We start from the raw sequence: 15,358 nt of genomic DNA, 5'->3' as shown, positions 1-15,358 counted from the left end.
TATGCCAAGCCGCCGGCCTTTCCTGCCCTGCTGCGGAGCAACAGCCATGACCGACGCCCCCCTGCCCCCGCCACACGACGCGGTCGACGGCGCCCGGATGATGGCCGACCTGGCCGAGCTCGCCCGCTGGGTGAAGCTGTCCGGCACCCCGGAGGAGCGCGAAAGCCTCGACTTCGTCCGCACCCGCCTCGACGAGGCCGGCTACCGCACCCGGATCATCGAGCACGACGCCTTCATCAGCCTGCCGGGGGAAGCCTCCGTCACGGTGGACGGGTGCGCCCTGCGCGCGATCACCCATTCCATGGCACGCCCGACGCCACCGGGCGGGCTGCGGGCACCGCTGGTGGATGTCGGGGATGGCAAGGAGGCCGACCTCGCGGAGCGCGACCTGCGCGGCGCGATCCTGCTGGTGCAGGGCATGTCCACGCCCGACATGGCGGCGCGCGCCTCCGCTGCCGGGGCCGCCGCGACGCTGCACGTCAGCAACCACCAGCACCTGCACGAGATGTGCATCTCGCCGGTCTGGGGCAGCCCGTCGCCCGAGACGGTGGCGAATCTTCCCACGATCGCCTCCTGCACCATCTCGGACAGCGACGGCGCGGCGCTGCGGGCGCAGCTGGGGCGCGGCGAGGCACCCGAGGTCGTGCTGCACGCCGCCGTCGACACCGGCTGGCGCAAGACACCGATCCTGGTGGCGGAGCTCGACGGGCCGGAAGGGCCCGACGCCCCCTTCGTGCTGTTCAGCGGCCACCACGACACTTGGCACTACGGCGTGATGGACAACGGCTCGGCCAATGCCGCGATGCTGGAGGTCGCGCGCCTCTGCGCCGAGGCCCGCGCCACGTGGCAGCGGGGGCTGCGGATCTGCTTCTGGTCGGGCCATTCGCACGGCCGCTACTCGGGCTCCAGCTGGTACGCCGACAACCATTGGGCGGAGCTCGACCGGTTCTGCGTCGCGCACGTGAACATCGACAGCCCCGGCGGCATCGGCGCCACGGTGCTGGAAAATGCCGCGGCCGCCGCCGAGCTATCGCCGCTGGGTGCGGCCGCGGTGAAGGCGGGCTCGGGCCAGAACTACGCCGCGAAGCGCAAGACGCGGAACTCGGACGAGTCCTTTCCCGGCATCGGCATCCCCTCGATGTTCGGCTCGATCAGCGGGCAGCCGCCCGGGCCGGTGGCGATGCGCAACCCGCTGGGCTGGTGGTGGCACACGCCGGACGACCTGATCGACAAGATCGACCCCGCGAATCAGGTGCGCGACACCCGCGTCCTGCTCCATGCGGTGTGGGAGCTCCTGACCACCCCGATCCTGCCGCTGGACTACACCGCCCATGCCCGGCAGCTGCGCGCCGAGGTCGCCCCTCTGGCAAAGGCGATCGGCAACCGGCTGAGCCTCGACGCGGTGCTGGCCGCCCTGACGGAGCTGGAGCGGCAGAGCGCCCTGATCACCGGCAGCACCGCCAGCGCCGGCGCGGCCGGCGAGGTGAACCGCGCGCTGATGCAGGCCTCCCGCGCGCTGGTGCCGCTGGACTACGGCACCGGCGACCGCTTCGCGCATGATCCGGCGCTGCCGCTGCGGCCCTGGCCCGTGCTGGACCCGATCCGTCACCTGGCCACCACCGAGGATGGCAGCGACGCGGCGAAGCTGGCCACGGTCAGCGCCACGCGGGCGCGCAACCGGCTGCTGCACGCCCTGGGCACCGCCGTGTCGGCGCTGAAGCAGGTGACCTAGCCGGGCGCGCCCGGCGCCTCGCCGTGGGCAGGCCGCCGCCAGCCCCGGCGGGCGGTGGCGGAACGCCCGGCCCGCCGCGACGGCTCCCGCCGCTCCTTCAGCCGAGGAGCCCGACGGCCTCGTAGGCCAGGGCGGCGATGATGGCCGCCGCCGGCAGGGTCACCACCCAGGCCACCACGATGTTGCCCGCCACGCCCCAGCGCACCGCGGAGGTCCGGCGTGCGGCGCCCACGCCGACGATGGCGCCGGTGATGGTGTGGGTGGTGGACACCGGGATGCCCAGCGCGGTCGCCAGGAACAGCGTGATCGCCCCGCCCGTTTCGGCACAGAACCCCTGCACCGGCGTCAGGCGCGTGATCTTGGAGCCCATGGTGTGCACGATCCGCCAGCCGCCCAGCAGCGTGCCCAGCGCCATGGCCGACTGGCACGACAAGACCACCCAGAGCGGCACGTGGAAGCCACCGCTCAGCAGCCCCTGCGAGTAGAGCAGCACGGCGATGATGCCCATGGTCTTCTGCGCGTCGTTGCCGCCATGGCCCAGCGAGTAGAGCGAGGCCGACAGGAACTGCATGGTCCGGAAGGTGCGGTCCACGGCGAAGGGCGTGGAGCGCGCGAAGATCCACGACACCGCCAGCACCAGCACTAGCGCCAGCAACAGCCCCAGCAGCGGCGACAGCACGATCGCGGCCATCGTCTGCCCCAGGCCGGACCAGACGATGGCTCCGAAGCCGGCTTTGGCGGTTCCGGCGCCCACGATGCCGCCCACGAGCGCGTGCGAGCTGCTCGACGGGATACCCTGCCACCAGGTGACGAGATTCCACACGATGGCGCCCGCGAGCGCGCCGAAGATCACCCGCGCATCCACCACGGAGGCGTCGACGATCCCCACGCCCACGGTCTGCGCCACGTGCAGGCCGAAGATGCCGAAGGCGATGAAGTTGAAGAAGGCGGCCCAGAGCACGGCGTATTGCGGGCGCAGCACCCGCGTCGAGACGATGGTGGCGATGGAATTGGCGGCGTCGTGCAGCCCGTTGAGGAAGTCAAACAGCAGCGCCACGGCCACGAGGCCGGCGAGCAGGGGAAAGGCCAGGGTTTCCACGGGGTTATCGGGTCCGTCGGCTCAGACGTGTTCGATCACGATGCCTTCGACCTGGTTCGCCGCGTCGTCAAAGCGGTCCACCACCCGCTCGAGCAGGTCAAACACCTCGCGCACCGCGATGAAGCGCATTGCCTGCCCGTCCGGCGTTTCGCGAAACAGTGTCGTGACGCCGGCGTCGTGGATGTCGTCGGCCTCGCCCTCGGTCTGGCGGATCGACTCGCACAAGGCGTTGATGCTGCCGACATTGCGGTTGATGTCCGACAGCTGCGGCACGGCCTCCCGCAGCAGCCGGGCGCAGCGCAGGATCGCATCGCCCATGCGCCGCATATCGGGGCTGAACTCCGTCATCCCGAACAGGGAAATGGCCTTGGCGGTCTTCTTCATCTGATCCAGCGTGTCGTCCATGCTGCCGATCAGGTCCTGGATGTCGCCGCGGTCGAAGGGCGTCACGAAGGTCCGGCGCACCGCCTGCACGACCTCGCGGGTGATGGCGTCGGCCCGGTCCTCGGCGTCCAGCACGCGGGGATAGTGCCGCACCACGGCCTCGCCGCCTTCGAGCATGGCCCGCAGTTCCTCCGCCCCGACGACGATGGCGTCCGCATGCTGCCCGAACAGATCGAAGAAGCGCTCCTCATGCGGGAGCATGCGGCGGAACCAACTCAGCATCAAACAAGAACCCTTCAACGACCCGGCCCGGCCGCGAGGGCACCGGAATCGGGCACAACAAAGCCCTGGCCCTGCAGTGATGGCCAGGTGGTCCTTCTTAGCGGGGGCGGCACAACATGGCCACGGTGTCACGCCAGTTGGACAGCAGAGGAAGGTTGGCAACGAATCCTTGCCGCAGGCGGAATTTTTCCCCATTTACTCGGTGGACAGCGGCCATTTTCTTGAATTGAGCTGTCAAGAAAGACAGTTCCGAATGACTAACAAGCTGAAGAAGCGGCTGGGCCGGCAGTATGCGGCCCTCCCCTACGCCGAAGTGGACGGCGAAATGCGCGTGATGCTGGTGACGAGCCGCGAAACGCATCGCTGGGTGCTGCCCAAGGGCTGGGCCGAGAAGGACCTCGCCCCGCACGAGTTGGCGGCCAAGGAAGCCTTCGAGGAGGCCGGGCTCCTCGGGGCGGTGTCGGACAGGTCGATCGGCAGCTACCACTACAACAAGCGGCTGCGCAGCGGTCGCGAGATCCCCTGCGACGTGGCGGTGTTTCCGCTGCGGGTGGAGCGGCAGGTCAAGAACTGGCCGGAGCGGCGGGAGCGGGAAACGCGCTGGTTCACCCCGGCCCAGGCGGCGCTGGAGGTCGAGGAAGCCGAGCTGGTGACCCTTCTGCTCGGCCTCGCCGTCCCCGCCAGCTGAGGCAGCGGCCCAGCCGCCATTCCCTTTCCGGAATGGCGGCCACGCATTTCAGAGCGTTTGCATCAGCCTCGCCAGCACCTGCCCGCGCGGCAACAGGTCACGCCACAGGATGTGCTCGTGCGGCGCGTGGGCGCCAGCCCCGGTGCAGCCCAGCCCGTCCAGCGTCGGGATGCCCAGCGCCGCGGTGAAGTTGCCGTCCGAGCCGCCGCCGCGGTGCTGCTTGGGCAGGTCGTAGCCGACCTCCCGCGCCAGGGCGCGCGCCGCCTCGTACAGGCGCAGGGTTTCGGCGCTCTCCACCATCGGCGGCCGGTTCATGCCGCCCGAAACCTCGATGCGGATGCCGTCGCGCTCACCGGCCAGGGCCAGGATGGCGCGCTCGGCGGCCTTGCCATCCTCCGCCGTCGCCACGCGCAGGTCGATCTCGCAGCCCGCTTCCGGCGGCACGACGTTGGGCCGCGTGCCACCCCAGACCGGGGCCACGTTGGTGGTGGTGCCGCGCTCGAGGTCGACCATGCCGTGCACCGTGCGGATCAGCTCGGCCAGCGCCACCACGGCGCTGCGCCCCTCGGTCCAGTTGCCGCCGGAATGGGCCGACACGCCGTGGATCCTCACGTCGAAGCGGCCAACGCCCTTGCGCGCAGTGACGCAGGCGCCCTGCGGCCCGCCCGCGGGCTCGGCGATCAGCACGGCGGCGGAGCGGCGCGCCTCGTTCTCGATGATCGCGCGCGAGGTGGGCGAGCCCACTTCCTCGTCGGGGGTGAACAGCAGCGTCACGGGCCGCCGGGTCGGCACCCGCTGGCGCAGGATCTCGCGCACCGCGTGGAAGGCCAGGAAGGAGCCGGACTTCATGTCGTAGATCCCGGGGCCGTAGGCGCGCTCGCCCTCCACCCGGAAGGGCATCGGGCCGGCCAGCGTGCCGTGGTTCCACACTGTGTCCAGGTGCACCACCACCAGCAGCGGCGCGCCCTCCCCCGGCGTGCGGGCGAGGAGGTTGTCGCCGTAGCCGCCCTGCCCCGGGATGCGCTCCAGCGCGGCGCCGACCTCGCGCAGGCCAGCCTCGGCCCGGTCCAGCAGCCGGTTCACCGCCGCCGCGTCGGTGGTGGGGGTCTCGATCTCCACCCAGCCACGGAGTTCCGCCAGCAGCTTCTCGCTGGTGCCCAGGTCGATCGACGCCATGCCCCATCCTTTCTTTCGCGCTCGTCGCAGGAAGGCCGGTGTCGCGCTGGGGGAGCGGCTTGTCCATGCTCAGCCATTCCGAAGCGGCGCAGCAGGCTCGCGACGCGAAACTGTCTTTCCCGGCCGGTCGCTATCGCTCGGGACCGTGATGGCCTTAGATCAACGGTATGGAAGACAAGACAATGAAGCGCGTCTGCGTGTTCTGCGGGGCCAATCCGGGCGCCCGCCCGATCTATGCCGAGGTCGCGCGCGCCCTGGGTCAGCAGATCGCGGCCGAGGGCATGGACCTCGTCTACGGGGGCGGCAAGGTCGGGCTGATGGGCGTCGTGGCGGACGCGGCGATGCAGGCCGGTGCGGAGGTGGATGGCGTGATCCCCGAGGCGCTGATGCAGCGCGAGGTCGGACACGGTTCCGTGACCCGCCTGCACGTCGTGCGTTCCATGCACGAGCGGAAGGCCATGATGGCGGAATTGTCGGATGGCTTCGTGATCCTGCCCGGCGGCTTCGGCACGCTGGAGGAGGTCTTCGAGGTCCTGACCTGGTCGCAGCTCGGCCTCCACGGCAAGGGCGCGGTGTTCCTGGACGTCGAGGGCTACTGGGAAGGCATGATGACGCTGCTGGATTCCATGCAGCGGGAAGGCTTCCTCAAGCCCGAGCACCGGCTGCTGGCCATGCGCGCGGACACGCCCGAGCAGGCGATCAGCATGCTGCGGAACTTCCGGGCCCCGGCGGTGCCGAAGTGGATCGAGAGCCCGGCCCAGGCGTGACGAGCTTCCCCAGCACCTCCGCCGTTTGCGCTGGCAGCGGCGATCAGCCCGGCGGCTTCACCGTGGTCCATGACTGGCGCGACGTGCCGGCCGCGGCGCGCGGCGCCACGGTCGCGCTGGGCAACCTCGACGGCGTGCATATCGGCCACCGCGCCGTGTTGCGCGCGGCGCACGGCGCACGGCCGGACCTGCCGCTGGCCGCCCTGACCTTCGAGCCGCACCCGCGCGAGCATTTCCGGCCCGAGGACCCGCCTTTCCGTCTGACCCCGCAGCCCGCCAAGTGCGCCGCCCTGCGCGATGCCGGCTGCCGGGTGGTTTATGCCCTGCCCTTCGGGGCGGAGCTGGCGGCGATGGGGGCGGAAGCCTTCGTGGAGGAGGTTCTCCATCGCGGCATCGGCGCCCGCCACCTGGCCTGCGGCGCGGACTTCGCCTTCGGCCATCGCCGCGGCGGCAACGTGGCGCTGCTGAGCCGGGAAGCGGAGCGGCGCGGCATCGGCCTGACGGTCGTGCCCCCCGTCACCGACGCGGAGGGCACGGTGTCCTCCACCCGCATCCGCCGCAACCTTCAGGACGGCTATCCGGAGCGCGCCGCCGCCGATCTCGGCCGCCCCTGGGAAATCCGGGGCGAGGTGGTGCACGGCGATAAGCTCGGCCGGGTGCTCGGCTGGCCCACCGCCAACCTGTGGCTCGGCCGGCATATCGAGCCGGCGCGCGGCGTTTACGCCGTGACCGTGGTCCTGCCCGACGGCACCGAGGTGAAGGGCGTCGCCAATGTCGGCCGCCGCCCGACGCTGGGCGGCGATCCGCAGACCCGCCTCGAGGTGCACCTGTTCGACTGGCAGGGCGACCTTTACGGCCAGGAGATCGGCGTGCGGCTGCATCAGTTCCTGCGTCCCGACGCGACCTTCGCGGGGCTGGAGGAGTTGAAGGACGCGATCGCCGAGGACGCCCGACAGGCACGCCGCGTCCTAGACTGACGCCCGGGAGCGATGGCTCCCGCTGCCCCGCCTCACACACTCTTCCCCGTGATGCTCCGAGCCGCGGATCCAGACTTCGGGCAGTCGAAGCAGCCAGTGCCGTGCTGTCGAGGGGGGTGTCGTCGCCCCCCCTTGCAGGTCTTGCATAAGATAAACAGCCCAAGTCTTACATAAGATGCGGAGCATTTTGACTTGGCCGTCGTCCAGATATTCCTCCGAAGCGCGGCTATTCACTCGTTCTATGCTTGCGACGCTGCGCCGCAACGCCCCATATTCTCCTCGTTGACGGGAACTGATCCCGAGGAGTTTGTTTCATGATCGAGACCGCCTTTATCGCTGTGATCGCCCTGGTTGCCGTCGGCAACGTGGCCGCGCAGGTCGTCATGAAGTCCATCTACCCGCACGGCCTGCCGCGCAGCGCCCGCCTGGCGGACTGAGGCCACGGCTGCGCCGACGGGGCGCTCACGCCCCGGCGCAGAATTGCCGCAGGCGTTGTCCGAGTAATCGAACACGAAGGGGAAATAAAACGATGCACCAGATCAGCTTCGTGATTGCTCTCGCCATCTTCGTCGCGCTGAGCACCGTGCTCCGCGTCGCCCTGGCGGGCCCGCAACGCGACGTCGCCGCCGACAGTCTCCCTGCCGCGGAGTAACCGGGCCGCGTCGCGGTCCGGCGGACGGCGCTGCGATTTTGGCTTGAGCCACATCAGGCTCGCCGGATCACCGCCGGAGCGGACCCAGGGACGTGAGCGGCTTGCCAGGGTGGATGCGACCGCTTGACCGGGAACGCCCGCCCTCCCCATAACGCCGGCATGTTCAGGCGGACACAGGCGCGAATTATCCGCCCGGCCCTCGATTGAGAGCCGGGATTTCGCGCTTCACCCATCCCCCTGCCCGCGGTCGCCACCGCATCTGGCGCCCGACGCCCGGAACACGATCCCCATGAACGACGCCCCGCAAGACGCCAGCACCGCGGCCCCCGCCACGGGCAGCGCCGTGGACTGGCGCGGCACGGTCTTCCTGCCGCGCACCCCTTTCCCGATGAAGGGCGACCTGCCCAAGCGCGAGCCCGGCTGGCTCGAGCGCTGGGAGCAGCAGGGCCTGCGCGACCGGCTGCGGGCGCAGTCCGCCGGGCTGCCGAAATTCGTGCTGCATGACGGCCCGCCCTACGCCAACGGGCCGCTGCACATCGGGCACGCGCTGAACAAGATCCTGAAGGACGTGATCAACCGCGCTGCCCAGATGTCGGGCCGCGACGCGAACTACGTTCCGGGTTGGGACTGCCACGGCCTGCCGATCGAGTGGAAGGTCGAGGAAGAATACCGCAACCCCAAGGGCAAGTATAAGGGTGGCGTCGACAAGGATCAGGTGCCGATCCTCGACTTCCGCGCCGAGTGCCGCGCCTATGCCGCGCACTGGCTGAACGTTCAGCGGGAGGAGTTCGGGCGCCTGGGCGTGCTGGGCGACTGGCAGCACCCCTACGCCACGATGGATTTCTCCTCCGAGGCGACGATCGCGGGCGAGATCGGCAAGTTCCTGCTGAACGGCTCGCTCTATCGCGGCCTGCGCCCGGTGATGTGGAGCCCGGTCGAGAAGACCGCGCTGGCCGATGCCGAGATCGAGTACCACGACCACACCAGCCCGACGCTGCACGCGCGCTTCCCCGTGCTGCGCTCCCCCGTGGAGGAGGCGCTCGGCGCCGACGTGGTGATCTGGACCACCACGCCCTGGACCATGCCGGCCAACCGCGCCGTCGCTTACGGCGAGGAGATCGACTACGCGCTGATCCACGTCGACACGGTGGCGGAAGGCTCGCTGCTGCGGGTGGGCGACAACCTCATCGTGGCGCTGCCGCTGGTGGAAAGCTTCTGCCGCGACACGGGTCTGGAGGCGCACAGCATCCGCCGCGTGCTCAAGGGCGCCGAGCTCGCCGGCACGGTGCTGGCACACCCGCTGCGCGGCTGGGCCGGCGGCGAGGGCGGCTACGACTTCGACGTGCCGATGCTGCCGGGCGAGTTCGTGACCGCCGATGCCGGCACGGGCTTCGTCCACATCGCCCCGTCCCATGGCGAGGACGACTTCGCGCTGGGCCGGCAGTTCGGCCTGCCCGTGCCGGAAACGGTGGCGGATGACGGCACCTACACGGTGCAGGCGCCGGGCTTCACAGGCATCCACGTCTTCAAGGCGCACGAGCCGGTCTGGGCTGCGATGGAGGCTACCGGCAGACTGGCGGCCAAGGGGTCGCTGCGGCACTCCTACCCGCATTCCTGGCGCTCCAAGAAGCCGGTGATCTTCCGGGCCACGCCGCAGTGGTTCATCGCCATGGACGATGGCAACCAGATCCGCGCCAAGGCGCTGGACGCGCTGGCCGTCACGCATTTCGTGCCCGAGGTCGGGCGCAACCGCATCACCTCCATGGTCGCCGCCCGGCCGGACTGGTGCATCTCCCGCCAGCGCGCCTGGGGCGTGCCGATCCCGGTCTTCGTGAACAAGACCACCTCCGAGCCGCTGCGCGACCCGGAGGTGCTGGAGCGCGTCACCGCCGCCTTCCGCGAGGAAGGCGCCGACGCCTGGTACAAGCCCGGTGCCGCCGCCCGCTTCCTGGGCAACGGTCGCAACCCGGACGACTACGAGCAGGTGATGGACATCGTGGACGTGTGGTTCGAGTCCGGCTCGACGCACGCCTTCACGCTGACGCCCGAGCGCGACCTGCCCTTCCCGGCCGACCTCTATCTCGAAGGATCGGACCAGCACCGCGGCTGGTTCCATTCGTCGCTGCTGGAATCCATCGGCACCCGCGGCATCGCCCCCTTCAAGGCGCTGCTGACGCACGGCTTCACGCTGGATGAAACCGGGCGGAAGATGTCGAAGTCGCTGGGCAACGTCACGGCGCCGCAGGAAGTCACCAAGAAATACGGTGCCGACATCCTGCGCCTGTGGGTGATGAACGCCGACACCACCGAGGACCAGCGGATCGGCCCGCGCATCCTGGAGCAGACGGCGGAACTGTACCGCCGCCTGCGCAATACGCTGCGCTGGCTGCTGGGCAACCTCGACGGCTTCACCGAGGCCGAGCGGGTGGAGCACGCGGCCCTACCCGAGCTGGAGCGCTGGGTTCTCCATCGCCTGAGCGAGCTGGATGCCCGAATTCGCCGCGCGGTGGAAACCTACGACTGGTCGGGCGTGGTGCCGGAGATCCACGCCTTTTGCGCCACCGACCTGTCGGCCTTCTACTTCGACGTGCGCAAGGACAGCCTCTACTGCGACGCCGCCGACAGCGACCGCCGCCGCGCGGCGCGCACCGTGCTGGACGCGCTGCACCGCTGCCTGACGACCTGGCTGGCCCCGGTGCTGCCCTTCACCGCCGAGGAAGCCTGGCTCGCCCGCTTCCCGTCGGAGGACGGCTCGGTGCACCTCCAGCGCTTCCCGGACCTGCCGCCGGAATGGCGCGACGATTCGCTGGCGGCCAAGTGGGCCAAGGTGCGCGCCGAGCGCGGCCTGATCACCCAGCTCCTGGAAGCGGACCGTCGCGAAGGGCGAATCGGCTCCTCCTTGCAGGCCTCGGTGCAGCTCGGCGCTTCGGGCGAGGCCGCGGAGCTGCTTTCGCCCGCGATCTGGGAGGAGGTTCTGATCGTGTCCCAGGTCACGGTCGCCGCCCCGCCGCCGCTGGAGGGCAGCATGGCGGCCGCGGCCGATGAGGCGCTGCTGGCCACCACCGCCGTCGCGCCCGGCACCAAGTGCGCCCGCTGCTGGCGCGTGCTGGAGGAAGTCGGCACGGCCCGCCACGCCGACCTGTGCCTGCGCTGCGACGCGGCGGTGGGCTGATGCGCCGCGCCATGCTTCCCCTCGGCCTCACCGCCGCCGTGCTGGTGCTGGTGGCCGACCAGCTCAGCAAGTGGTGGATGGCGGCCGGGCTGAACCTGCCCGCCGTCGGCCAGGTTCCGGTCTTCTCGGCCGGCCCCTTCGGGCTCAACTTTTCCATGGTGTGGAACCACGGCGTGACCTTCGGGCTGCTGGCGGGCGAGGCGCCCTGGCATGGCTGGCTGCTGGCAGGTCTCGCGCTGGTGATCGCGATCGTGCTGCTGCGCTGGATGTCGCGGGCCGAGACCCGCGCCGTCACGGTGGCGCTGGGCGCGATCGTGGGCGGCGCGGTGGGCAACGTCATCGACCGGCTGCGCTTCGGCGCGGTGTTCGACTTCGTGGATGCCTCGGCCTGGGGCTGGCACTGGTACGTCTTCAACGTGGCCGACGCCGCCATCGTGCTGGGCGTCGTAACACTGGCGGCCGATGCCCTGTTTCGTTCCCCCTCGACCGGCGACCGCCGTGTGGCTAAGGAGCCGTCATGAGGAAGCGCCTCCCGATCGCAGCCCTGGTGATTCCAGCGATGGTTCCCCTCGGACTGCTCACCGCCTGCGGTGGCGACACCGCTCGCACCCTGGGCTTCACGCGTGATGCCCCGGACGAGTTCCAGGTGGTCACCCGCGCGCCCCTGTCCGTTCCGCCCGACATGAACAACCTGCCCGTGCCGCGCCCCGGCGCGACCCGGCCGCAGGAACTGTCGGCGCGCCAGCAGGCCGAAAGCACGCTGGTGCCGACGGCCGCCCTCGGCCGGGGCCAGGCGCCCGCCCGCCAGTCCAGCGGTGAGAGCGCGCTCGTGGCGCAGGCCACCGGCGGTGCGCCGGTCAGTTCGGACATCCGCCGCCAGGTGGATGAGGAAAGCCTGCGGGTGAACCGCCCGAGCCAGACCCTGGTGGACCGGCTGATGTTCTGGCGCGACCCGCCGGCCCCCGGCGTCGCGGTGGACCCGCAGCGCGAAAGCCAGCGCATCCGCGAGAACGCGGCGCTCGGCCGGCCGGAAACCCAGGGCGACACGCCGATCATCCAGCGCAAGGAGCGCGGGATCTTCGACGGCCTCTTCTGAGGCCGCTTGGCGGGGTGGCGCGGCCGCTAGCGGACGGCCACCCATTCGCTGCTTGTCATCGGCGGGACGCATCTGATAGGCACCCGCCGCGTGCCCCGCTCCAGAAAAATCTTCCGCTCCGCCCATGCAGCGCGGCGGAGCCGGTTTCCCGTATGGCCGCTGTTCCTACTCGTCCTCCTGCTCGTCGGAGCAGGGGCGTGGCTCTCCGTGTCCGGTGTTCCGGGCGGACTGGACCTGTCGCGGCTGACCGCCTTCCTGCATCCCTCCGCCCGGCCGGAACATCCTGACGAGCAACGGGACGTTCCTCCTTCCGAGGTTCACGTGGTGGACGGCGATACGCTACGCCTGGGCGATCAGGTCGTGCGCCTCGATGGCGTTCAGGCGCCGCCGCGCGGGGAAACCTGCGTGGACGCCGCGGGCCGGAGCTTCGATTGCGGGGCCGCGGCGGCCGAGAAGCTGGCCAGCCTCGTGGCCCATCACGCTGTTGACTGTCAGTTGCATGGCAGCGATGCGTTCAGCCGCTCCCTCGGGATTTGCCGCAGTGCCGAGACCGAGGTGAACGCCCAGCTGGTCGCGGAAGGCTGGGCGCTGGCGAGTGGCGAAACCCTGCTAGCCAAGGAAGATCAGGCACGTAGCCGGCGCCTGGGCCTTTGGGCCAGCGGCGTGGTGCCCCCGGCGGAATGGCAGGAGCGTCGTTAAGTCACCCAATCCGGCGGGGCAGTGGACAAGCCTGACGACCGGAGCATATTTGCGCCGCAACATGAGGGCGCCCGTCACCCCCCGGACGGGTCGACCCCGAAGAGGAGCCAGCCGATGAGCAGCAGCGCCAAAGGATCGGTCACGATCACGCTGGAGGGCTCGAACCGATCGAGCACCGCGCCGCTGGTCGAGGCCTCCATCGGGCCGGCCGTGGCCGATATCCGCAAGCTCTACGCGGATCTGGGCATCTTCACCTTCGACCCCGGCTTCGGCATGACCGCGGCCTGCGAAAGCAAGATCACCTACATCGACGGCGATGAGGGCGTCCTGCTGTATCGCGGCTACCCGATCGAGCAGCTGGCCGAGAAGTCGGACTTCGTGGAGGTCTGCTACCTGCTGCTGCACGGCGAGATGCCGACCCAGAAGCAGCTGCAGGAATTCCAGCGCGGCGTGACCATGCACACGATGCTGCATGAGCAGCTTCGCCGCTTCTACGACGGCTTCCGCCGCGACGCCCACCCGATGGCGATCATCTGCGGCGTGGTCGGCGCCCTGTCCGCCTTCTACCACGACAGCCTGGACATCAACGACCCGCAGCAGCGCGAGATCAGCGCCTTCCGCCTGATCGCCAAGCTGCCGACCATCGCGGCCTGGGCCTACAAGTACTCGATCGGCCAGCCCTTCGTGTACCCGCGCAACGACCTGAGCTACGCCGAGAACTTCCTGTACATGCTCAACGCCGTCCCGGCGGAGGAGTACAAGGTCAACCCGATCCTGTCGCGCGCCATGGACCGCATCCTGGTCCTGCACGCCGACCACGAGCAGAACGCCTCGACCTCGACGGTGCGTCTCGCGGGCTCGACGGGCGCCAACCCCTTTGCCTGCATCGCCGCCGGCATCGCCGCCCTGTGGGGACCCGCCCATGGCGGCGCCAACGAGGCGGTGCTGAAGATGCTGGGCGAGATCGGCACGGTCGAGAACATCCCCGCCTTCATCGAGAAGGTGAAGGACAAGAACTCGGGCGTGAAGCTGATGGGCTTCGGGCACCGCGTGTACAAGAACTTCGACCCGCGCGCGAAGATCATGCAGGCGACCTGCCACGAGGTTCTGAAGGAGCTCGGCATCACCGACGAGCCGCTGCTCGACCTGGCGGTGGAGCTGGAGCGCATCGCGCTGTCGGACGAGTACTTCATTTCCCGCAAGCTGTACCCGAACGTCGACTTCTATTCGGGCATCATCCTCAAGGCGATGGGCATCCCGACCAGCATGTTCACCGTGCTCTTCGCGGTGGCCCGCACCGTGGGTTGGGTCAGCCAGTGGAAGGAAATGATCGAGGACCCGACGCAGCGCATCGGCCGCCCGCGTCAGGTCTACACCGGCGCCGTCAACCGCGACGTGAAGCCGATCGCCGAGCGCGGCTGAGAGAGCGGGGCCCGGACCGTGTTCCGGGCCCCGGGCATCAGCAGGACGGCCCTGGGGCGTGCGCACGCCCCAGGGCCGTTCCTGTTCCGGCCGCTTCGTTTCGAATGTGTGTCACGCAGGTTTCACGCTTCTCCCCTTCCCAACCACGGCCGCAGGTTCCATCAGGCGGCGCAACGTAGTTTCCATCGGGTTCCGCCATGCGCCGTCGCTCCCTGCTTCTCGGTCTCCCGCTTGCCCTCGGTGCCGCCGGCCTGCCCGCCATGGCACGGGCCCAGGGGACGGACCCGGCGGCGGTCAGCGGCAAGCTGACGCTCTACACCAGCCAGCTCGAGGCCGACGCCGCCCAGACGGTGGAGGCTTTCCGCAAGCGCTACCCCAACGTGCAGGTGGACTGGCTGCGCGGCGGCACCAACGACATCATGCCGCGCCTGCGGGCCGAGATCGCCTCGGGCACGCCGCGTGCCGACGTCCTGCTGCTGGCCGACGCGCTGACCATGGAAAGCCTGGCCGCCGAGAACCGCCTGCGCCCAAGCCCGGAGGTGCAGATCGGCAACGTTCCGGCGGCGCAGATCGACGGCCAGCGCCGCTACTTCGCCACCAAGCTCATCACCACCGGCATCGCCTACAACACCCGCGCGCCCTTCGCCCCGAAGCGCTGGGCGGACCTCGTGGATGCCCGCACCCGCAACCTCGTCACCATGCCCTCCCCCGCCGTGTCGGGCGCCGCGGCGCTGCACCTGTCGGCCACGGCGCAGGACGGCGCGCTGGGCTGGGACTACCTGAACAAGCTGGTGGAGAACGGCGTGCAGGCGCGCGGCGGCAACGGTCAGGTCATGCAGGCCATCTCCACCGGTGAGCGTCCCTACGGCATCGTGGTGGACTACCTCGCGATCCGCGCTGCCGCGAAGGGCGCCCCGGTGCGCTTCGTGTTTCCCGAGGACGGCGTCAGCGCCGTGACCGAGCCCGCGGCCATCCTGTCCTCCACGCAGAACGCCCCGGCGGCGATCGCCTTCGTATCCTTCCTGCTGTCGCGCGACGGGCAGGAGCTGGCCTCGCGCCAGGGCTTCCTGCCGGCCGACCCCAAGGTCGCGCCGCCGGAAGGCTTCCCCGACCCGGCCTCGATCAAGGTGATGCCGCTGGATGCCGCGCGCGCCCTGCGCGAGAACGACGCGACGCTGCGCCGCTTCAACGACCTCCTGGAACAGCGCTGAG

The 15,358-nt window shown here is 70.1% G+C and carries 15 protein-coding genes; 12 read left to right on the top strand and 3 right to left on the bottom strand.

Features of this window, described 5'->3' with window-relative positions:
* The first annotated feature begins 46 nt into the window (after positions 1–46).
* Positions 47–1,732, top strand: a complete 1,686-nt coding sequence (locus ACFFGY_RS06080) for a M28 family peptidase (RefSeq protein WP_377043536.1) — start codon at positions 47–49, stop codon at positions 1,730–1,732.
* Between the two features lie 97 nt (positions 1,733–1,829).
* Here ACFFGY_RS06080 and ACFFGY_RS06075 read toward each other — a convergent pair whose 3' ends face one another.
* Entirely contained in the window at positions 1,830–2,831 is a 1,002-nt protein-coding gene (locus ACFFGY_RS06075; protein WP_377043535.1) for an inorganic phosphate transporter, read from the bottom strand.
* Between the two features lie 21 nt (positions 2,832–2,852).
* The gene (locus ACFFGY_RS06070; protein ID WP_377043534.1) at positions 2,853–3,476 is read right to left on the bottom strand and encodes a DUF47 domain-containing protein; all 624 of its coding nucleotides are present in this window, start codon (positions 3,474–3,476) and stop codon (positions 2,853–2,855) included.
* Between the two features lie 274 nt (positions 3,477–3,750).
* On the opposite strand from ACFFGY_RS06070, the gene ACFFGY_RS06065 reads away from it, so the two are divergent.
* Positions 3,751–4,185, top strand: a complete 435-nt coding sequence (locus ACFFGY_RS06065) for an NUDIX hydrolase (RefSeq protein WP_377043533.1) — start codon at positions 3,751–3,753, stop codon at positions 4,183–4,185.
* Positions 4,186–4,233: 48 nt separating this feature from the next.
* On the opposite strand, the gene ACFFGY_RS06060 is transcribed toward ACFFGY_RS06065, so the two are convergent.
* Complete coding sequence (locus tag ACFFGY_RS06060; RefSeq protein ID WP_377043532.1) at positions 4,234–5,361, bottom strand: M20 family metallopeptidase; 1,128 nt, start codon at positions 5,359–5,361, stop codon at positions 4,234–4,236.
* 167 nt (positions 5,362–5,528) lie between these two features.
* Between ACFFGY_RS06060 and ACFFGY_RS06055 the strand changes: the two genes are divergently transcribed.
* From ACFFGY_RS06055 to ACFFGY_RS06010, 10 genes are all read left to right on the top strand, one after another.
* Positions 5,529–6,128: an LOG family protein gene (locus tag ACFFGY_RS06055; RefSeq protein WP_377043531.1), complete on the top strand. Its 600-nt coding sequence runs from the start codon at positions 5,529–5,531 to the stop codon at positions 6,126–6,128.
* A 62-nt stretch (positions 6,129–6,190) separates the two neighbouring features.
* A complete protein-coding gene (locus ACFFGY_RS06050) occupies positions 6,191–7,105 on the top strand; it encodes a bifunctional riboflavin kinase/FAD synthetase (protein ID WP_377044026.1) in 915 nt (304 codons plus the stop codon).
* Between the two features lie 314 nt (positions 7,106–7,419).
* Positions 7,420–7,542, top strand: a complete 123-nt coding sequence (locus ACFFGY_RS06045; RefSeq protein WP_377043530.1) for a hypothetical protein — start codon at positions 7,420–7,422, stop codon at positions 7,540–7,542.
* A gap of 92 nt (positions 7,543–7,634) precedes the next feature.
* Entirely contained in the window at positions 7,635–7,757 is a 123-nt protein-coding gene (locus ACFFGY_RS06040; protein WP_377043529.1) for a hypothetical protein, read from the top strand.
* A 289-nt stretch (positions 7,758–8,046) separates the two neighbouring features.
* On the top strand, positions 8,047–10,929 hold the full coding sequence (gene ileS, locus ACFFGY_RS06035) for an isoleucine--tRNA ligase (protein WP_377043528.1): 2,883 nt from the start codon (positions 8,047–8,049) through the stop codon (positions 10,927–10,929).
* Positions 10,930–10,940: 11 nt separating this feature from the next.
* Positions 10,941–11,450, top strand: coding sequence for a signal peptidase II (gene lspA / locus ACFFGY_RS06030; RefSeq protein WP_377043527.1), 510 nt, complete (start codon positions 10,941–10,943; stop codon positions 11,448–11,450).
* Entirely contained in the window at positions 11,447–12,025 is a 579-nt protein-coding gene (locus ACFFGY_RS06025) for a DUF3035 domain-containing protein (protein WP_377043526.1), read from the top strand. Before lspA ends, ACFFGY_RS06025 begins: the two co-directional genes overlap by 4 nt.
* Before the next feature lie 207 nt (positions 12,026–12,232).
* A complete protein-coding gene (locus ACFFGY_RS06020; RefSeq protein WP_377043525.1) occupies positions 12,233–12,724 on the top strand; it encodes a thermonuclease family protein in 492 nt (163 codons plus the stop codon).
* A gap of 114 nt (positions 12,725–12,838) precedes the next feature.
* Positions 12,839–14,146 carry a citrate synthase gene (gene gltA / locus ACFFGY_RS06015; RefSeq protein WP_377043524.1) on the top strand — a complete coding sequence of 436 codons (1,308 nt, stop codon included), beginning with the start codon at positions 12,839–12,841 and terminating at the stop codon, positions 14,144–14,146.
* Positions 14,147–14,343: 197 nt separating this feature from the next.
* A complete protein-coding gene (locus ACFFGY_RS06010; RefSeq protein WP_377043523.1) occupies positions 14,344–15,357 on the top strand; it encodes an ABC transporter substrate-binding protein in 1,014 nt (337 codons plus the stop codon).
* Position 15,358 lies beyond the last annotated feature (1 nt).

The organism is Roseomonas elaeocarpi (assembly GCF_042433915.1).
Classification (GTDB): domain Bacteria; phylum Pseudomonadota; class Alphaproteobacteria; order Acetobacterales; family Acetobacteraceae; genus Roseomonas; species Roseomonas elaeocarpi.
The sequence above is the reverse complement of the archived record's forward strand: the minus strand, read 5'-3'. Positions and strand labels throughout refer to the sequence as shown.

Excerpts from the sequence above, each read along its gene's own strand:
- ACFFGY_RS06070 (WP_377043534.1), bottom strand. The coding sequence starts at position 3,476 with ATGCTCCCGCATGAGGAGCGCTTCTTCGATCTGTTCGGGCAGCATGCG.
- gltA (WP_377043524.1), top strand. The coding sequence starts at position 12,839 with ATGAGCAGCAGCGCCAAAGGATCGGTCACGATCACGCTGGAGGGCTCG.
- ileS (WP_377043528.1), top strand. The coding sequence starts at position 8,047 with ATGAACGACGCCCCGCAAGACGCCAGCACCGCGGCCCCCGCCACGGGC.
- ACFFGY_RS06065 (WP_377043533.1), top strand. The coding sequence starts at position 3,751 with ATGACTAACAAGCTGAAGAAGCGGCTGGGCCGGCAGTATGCGGCCCTC.
- ACFFGY_RS06025 (WP_377043526.1), top strand. The coding sequence starts at position 11,447 with ATGAGGAAGCGCCTCCCGATCGCAGCCCTGGTGATTCCAGCGATGGTT.
- ACFFGY_RS06010 (WP_377043523.1), top strand. The coding sequence starts at position 14,344 with ATGCGCCGTCGCTCCCTGCTTCTCGGTCTCCCGCTTGCCCTCGGTGCC.
- ACFFGY_RS06080 (WP_377043536.1), top strand. The coding sequence starts at position 47 with ATGACCGACGCCCCCCTGCCCCCGCCACACGACGCGGTCGACGGCGCC.
- ACFFGY_RS06060 (WP_377043532.1), bottom strand. The coding sequence starts at position 5,361 with ATGGCGTCGATCGACCTGGGCACCAGCGAGAAGCTGCTGGCGGAACTC.
- ACFFGY_RS06040 (WP_377043529.1), top strand. The coding sequence starts at position 7,635 with ATGCACCAGATCAGCTTCGTGATTGCTCTCGCCATCTTCGTCGCGCTG.
- lspA (WP_377043527.1), top strand. The coding sequence starts at position 10,941 with ATGCTTCCCCTCGGCCTCACCGCCGCCGTGCTGGTGCTGGTGGCCGAC.
- ACFFGY_RS06045 (WP_377043530.1), top strand. The coding sequence starts at position 7,420 with ATGATCGAGACCGCCTTTATCGCTGTGATCGCCCTGGTTGCCGTCGGC.
- ACFFGY_RS06055 (WP_377043531.1), top strand. The coding sequence starts at position 5,529 with ATGGAAGACAAGACAATGAAGCGCGTCTGCGTGTTCTGCGGGGCCAAT.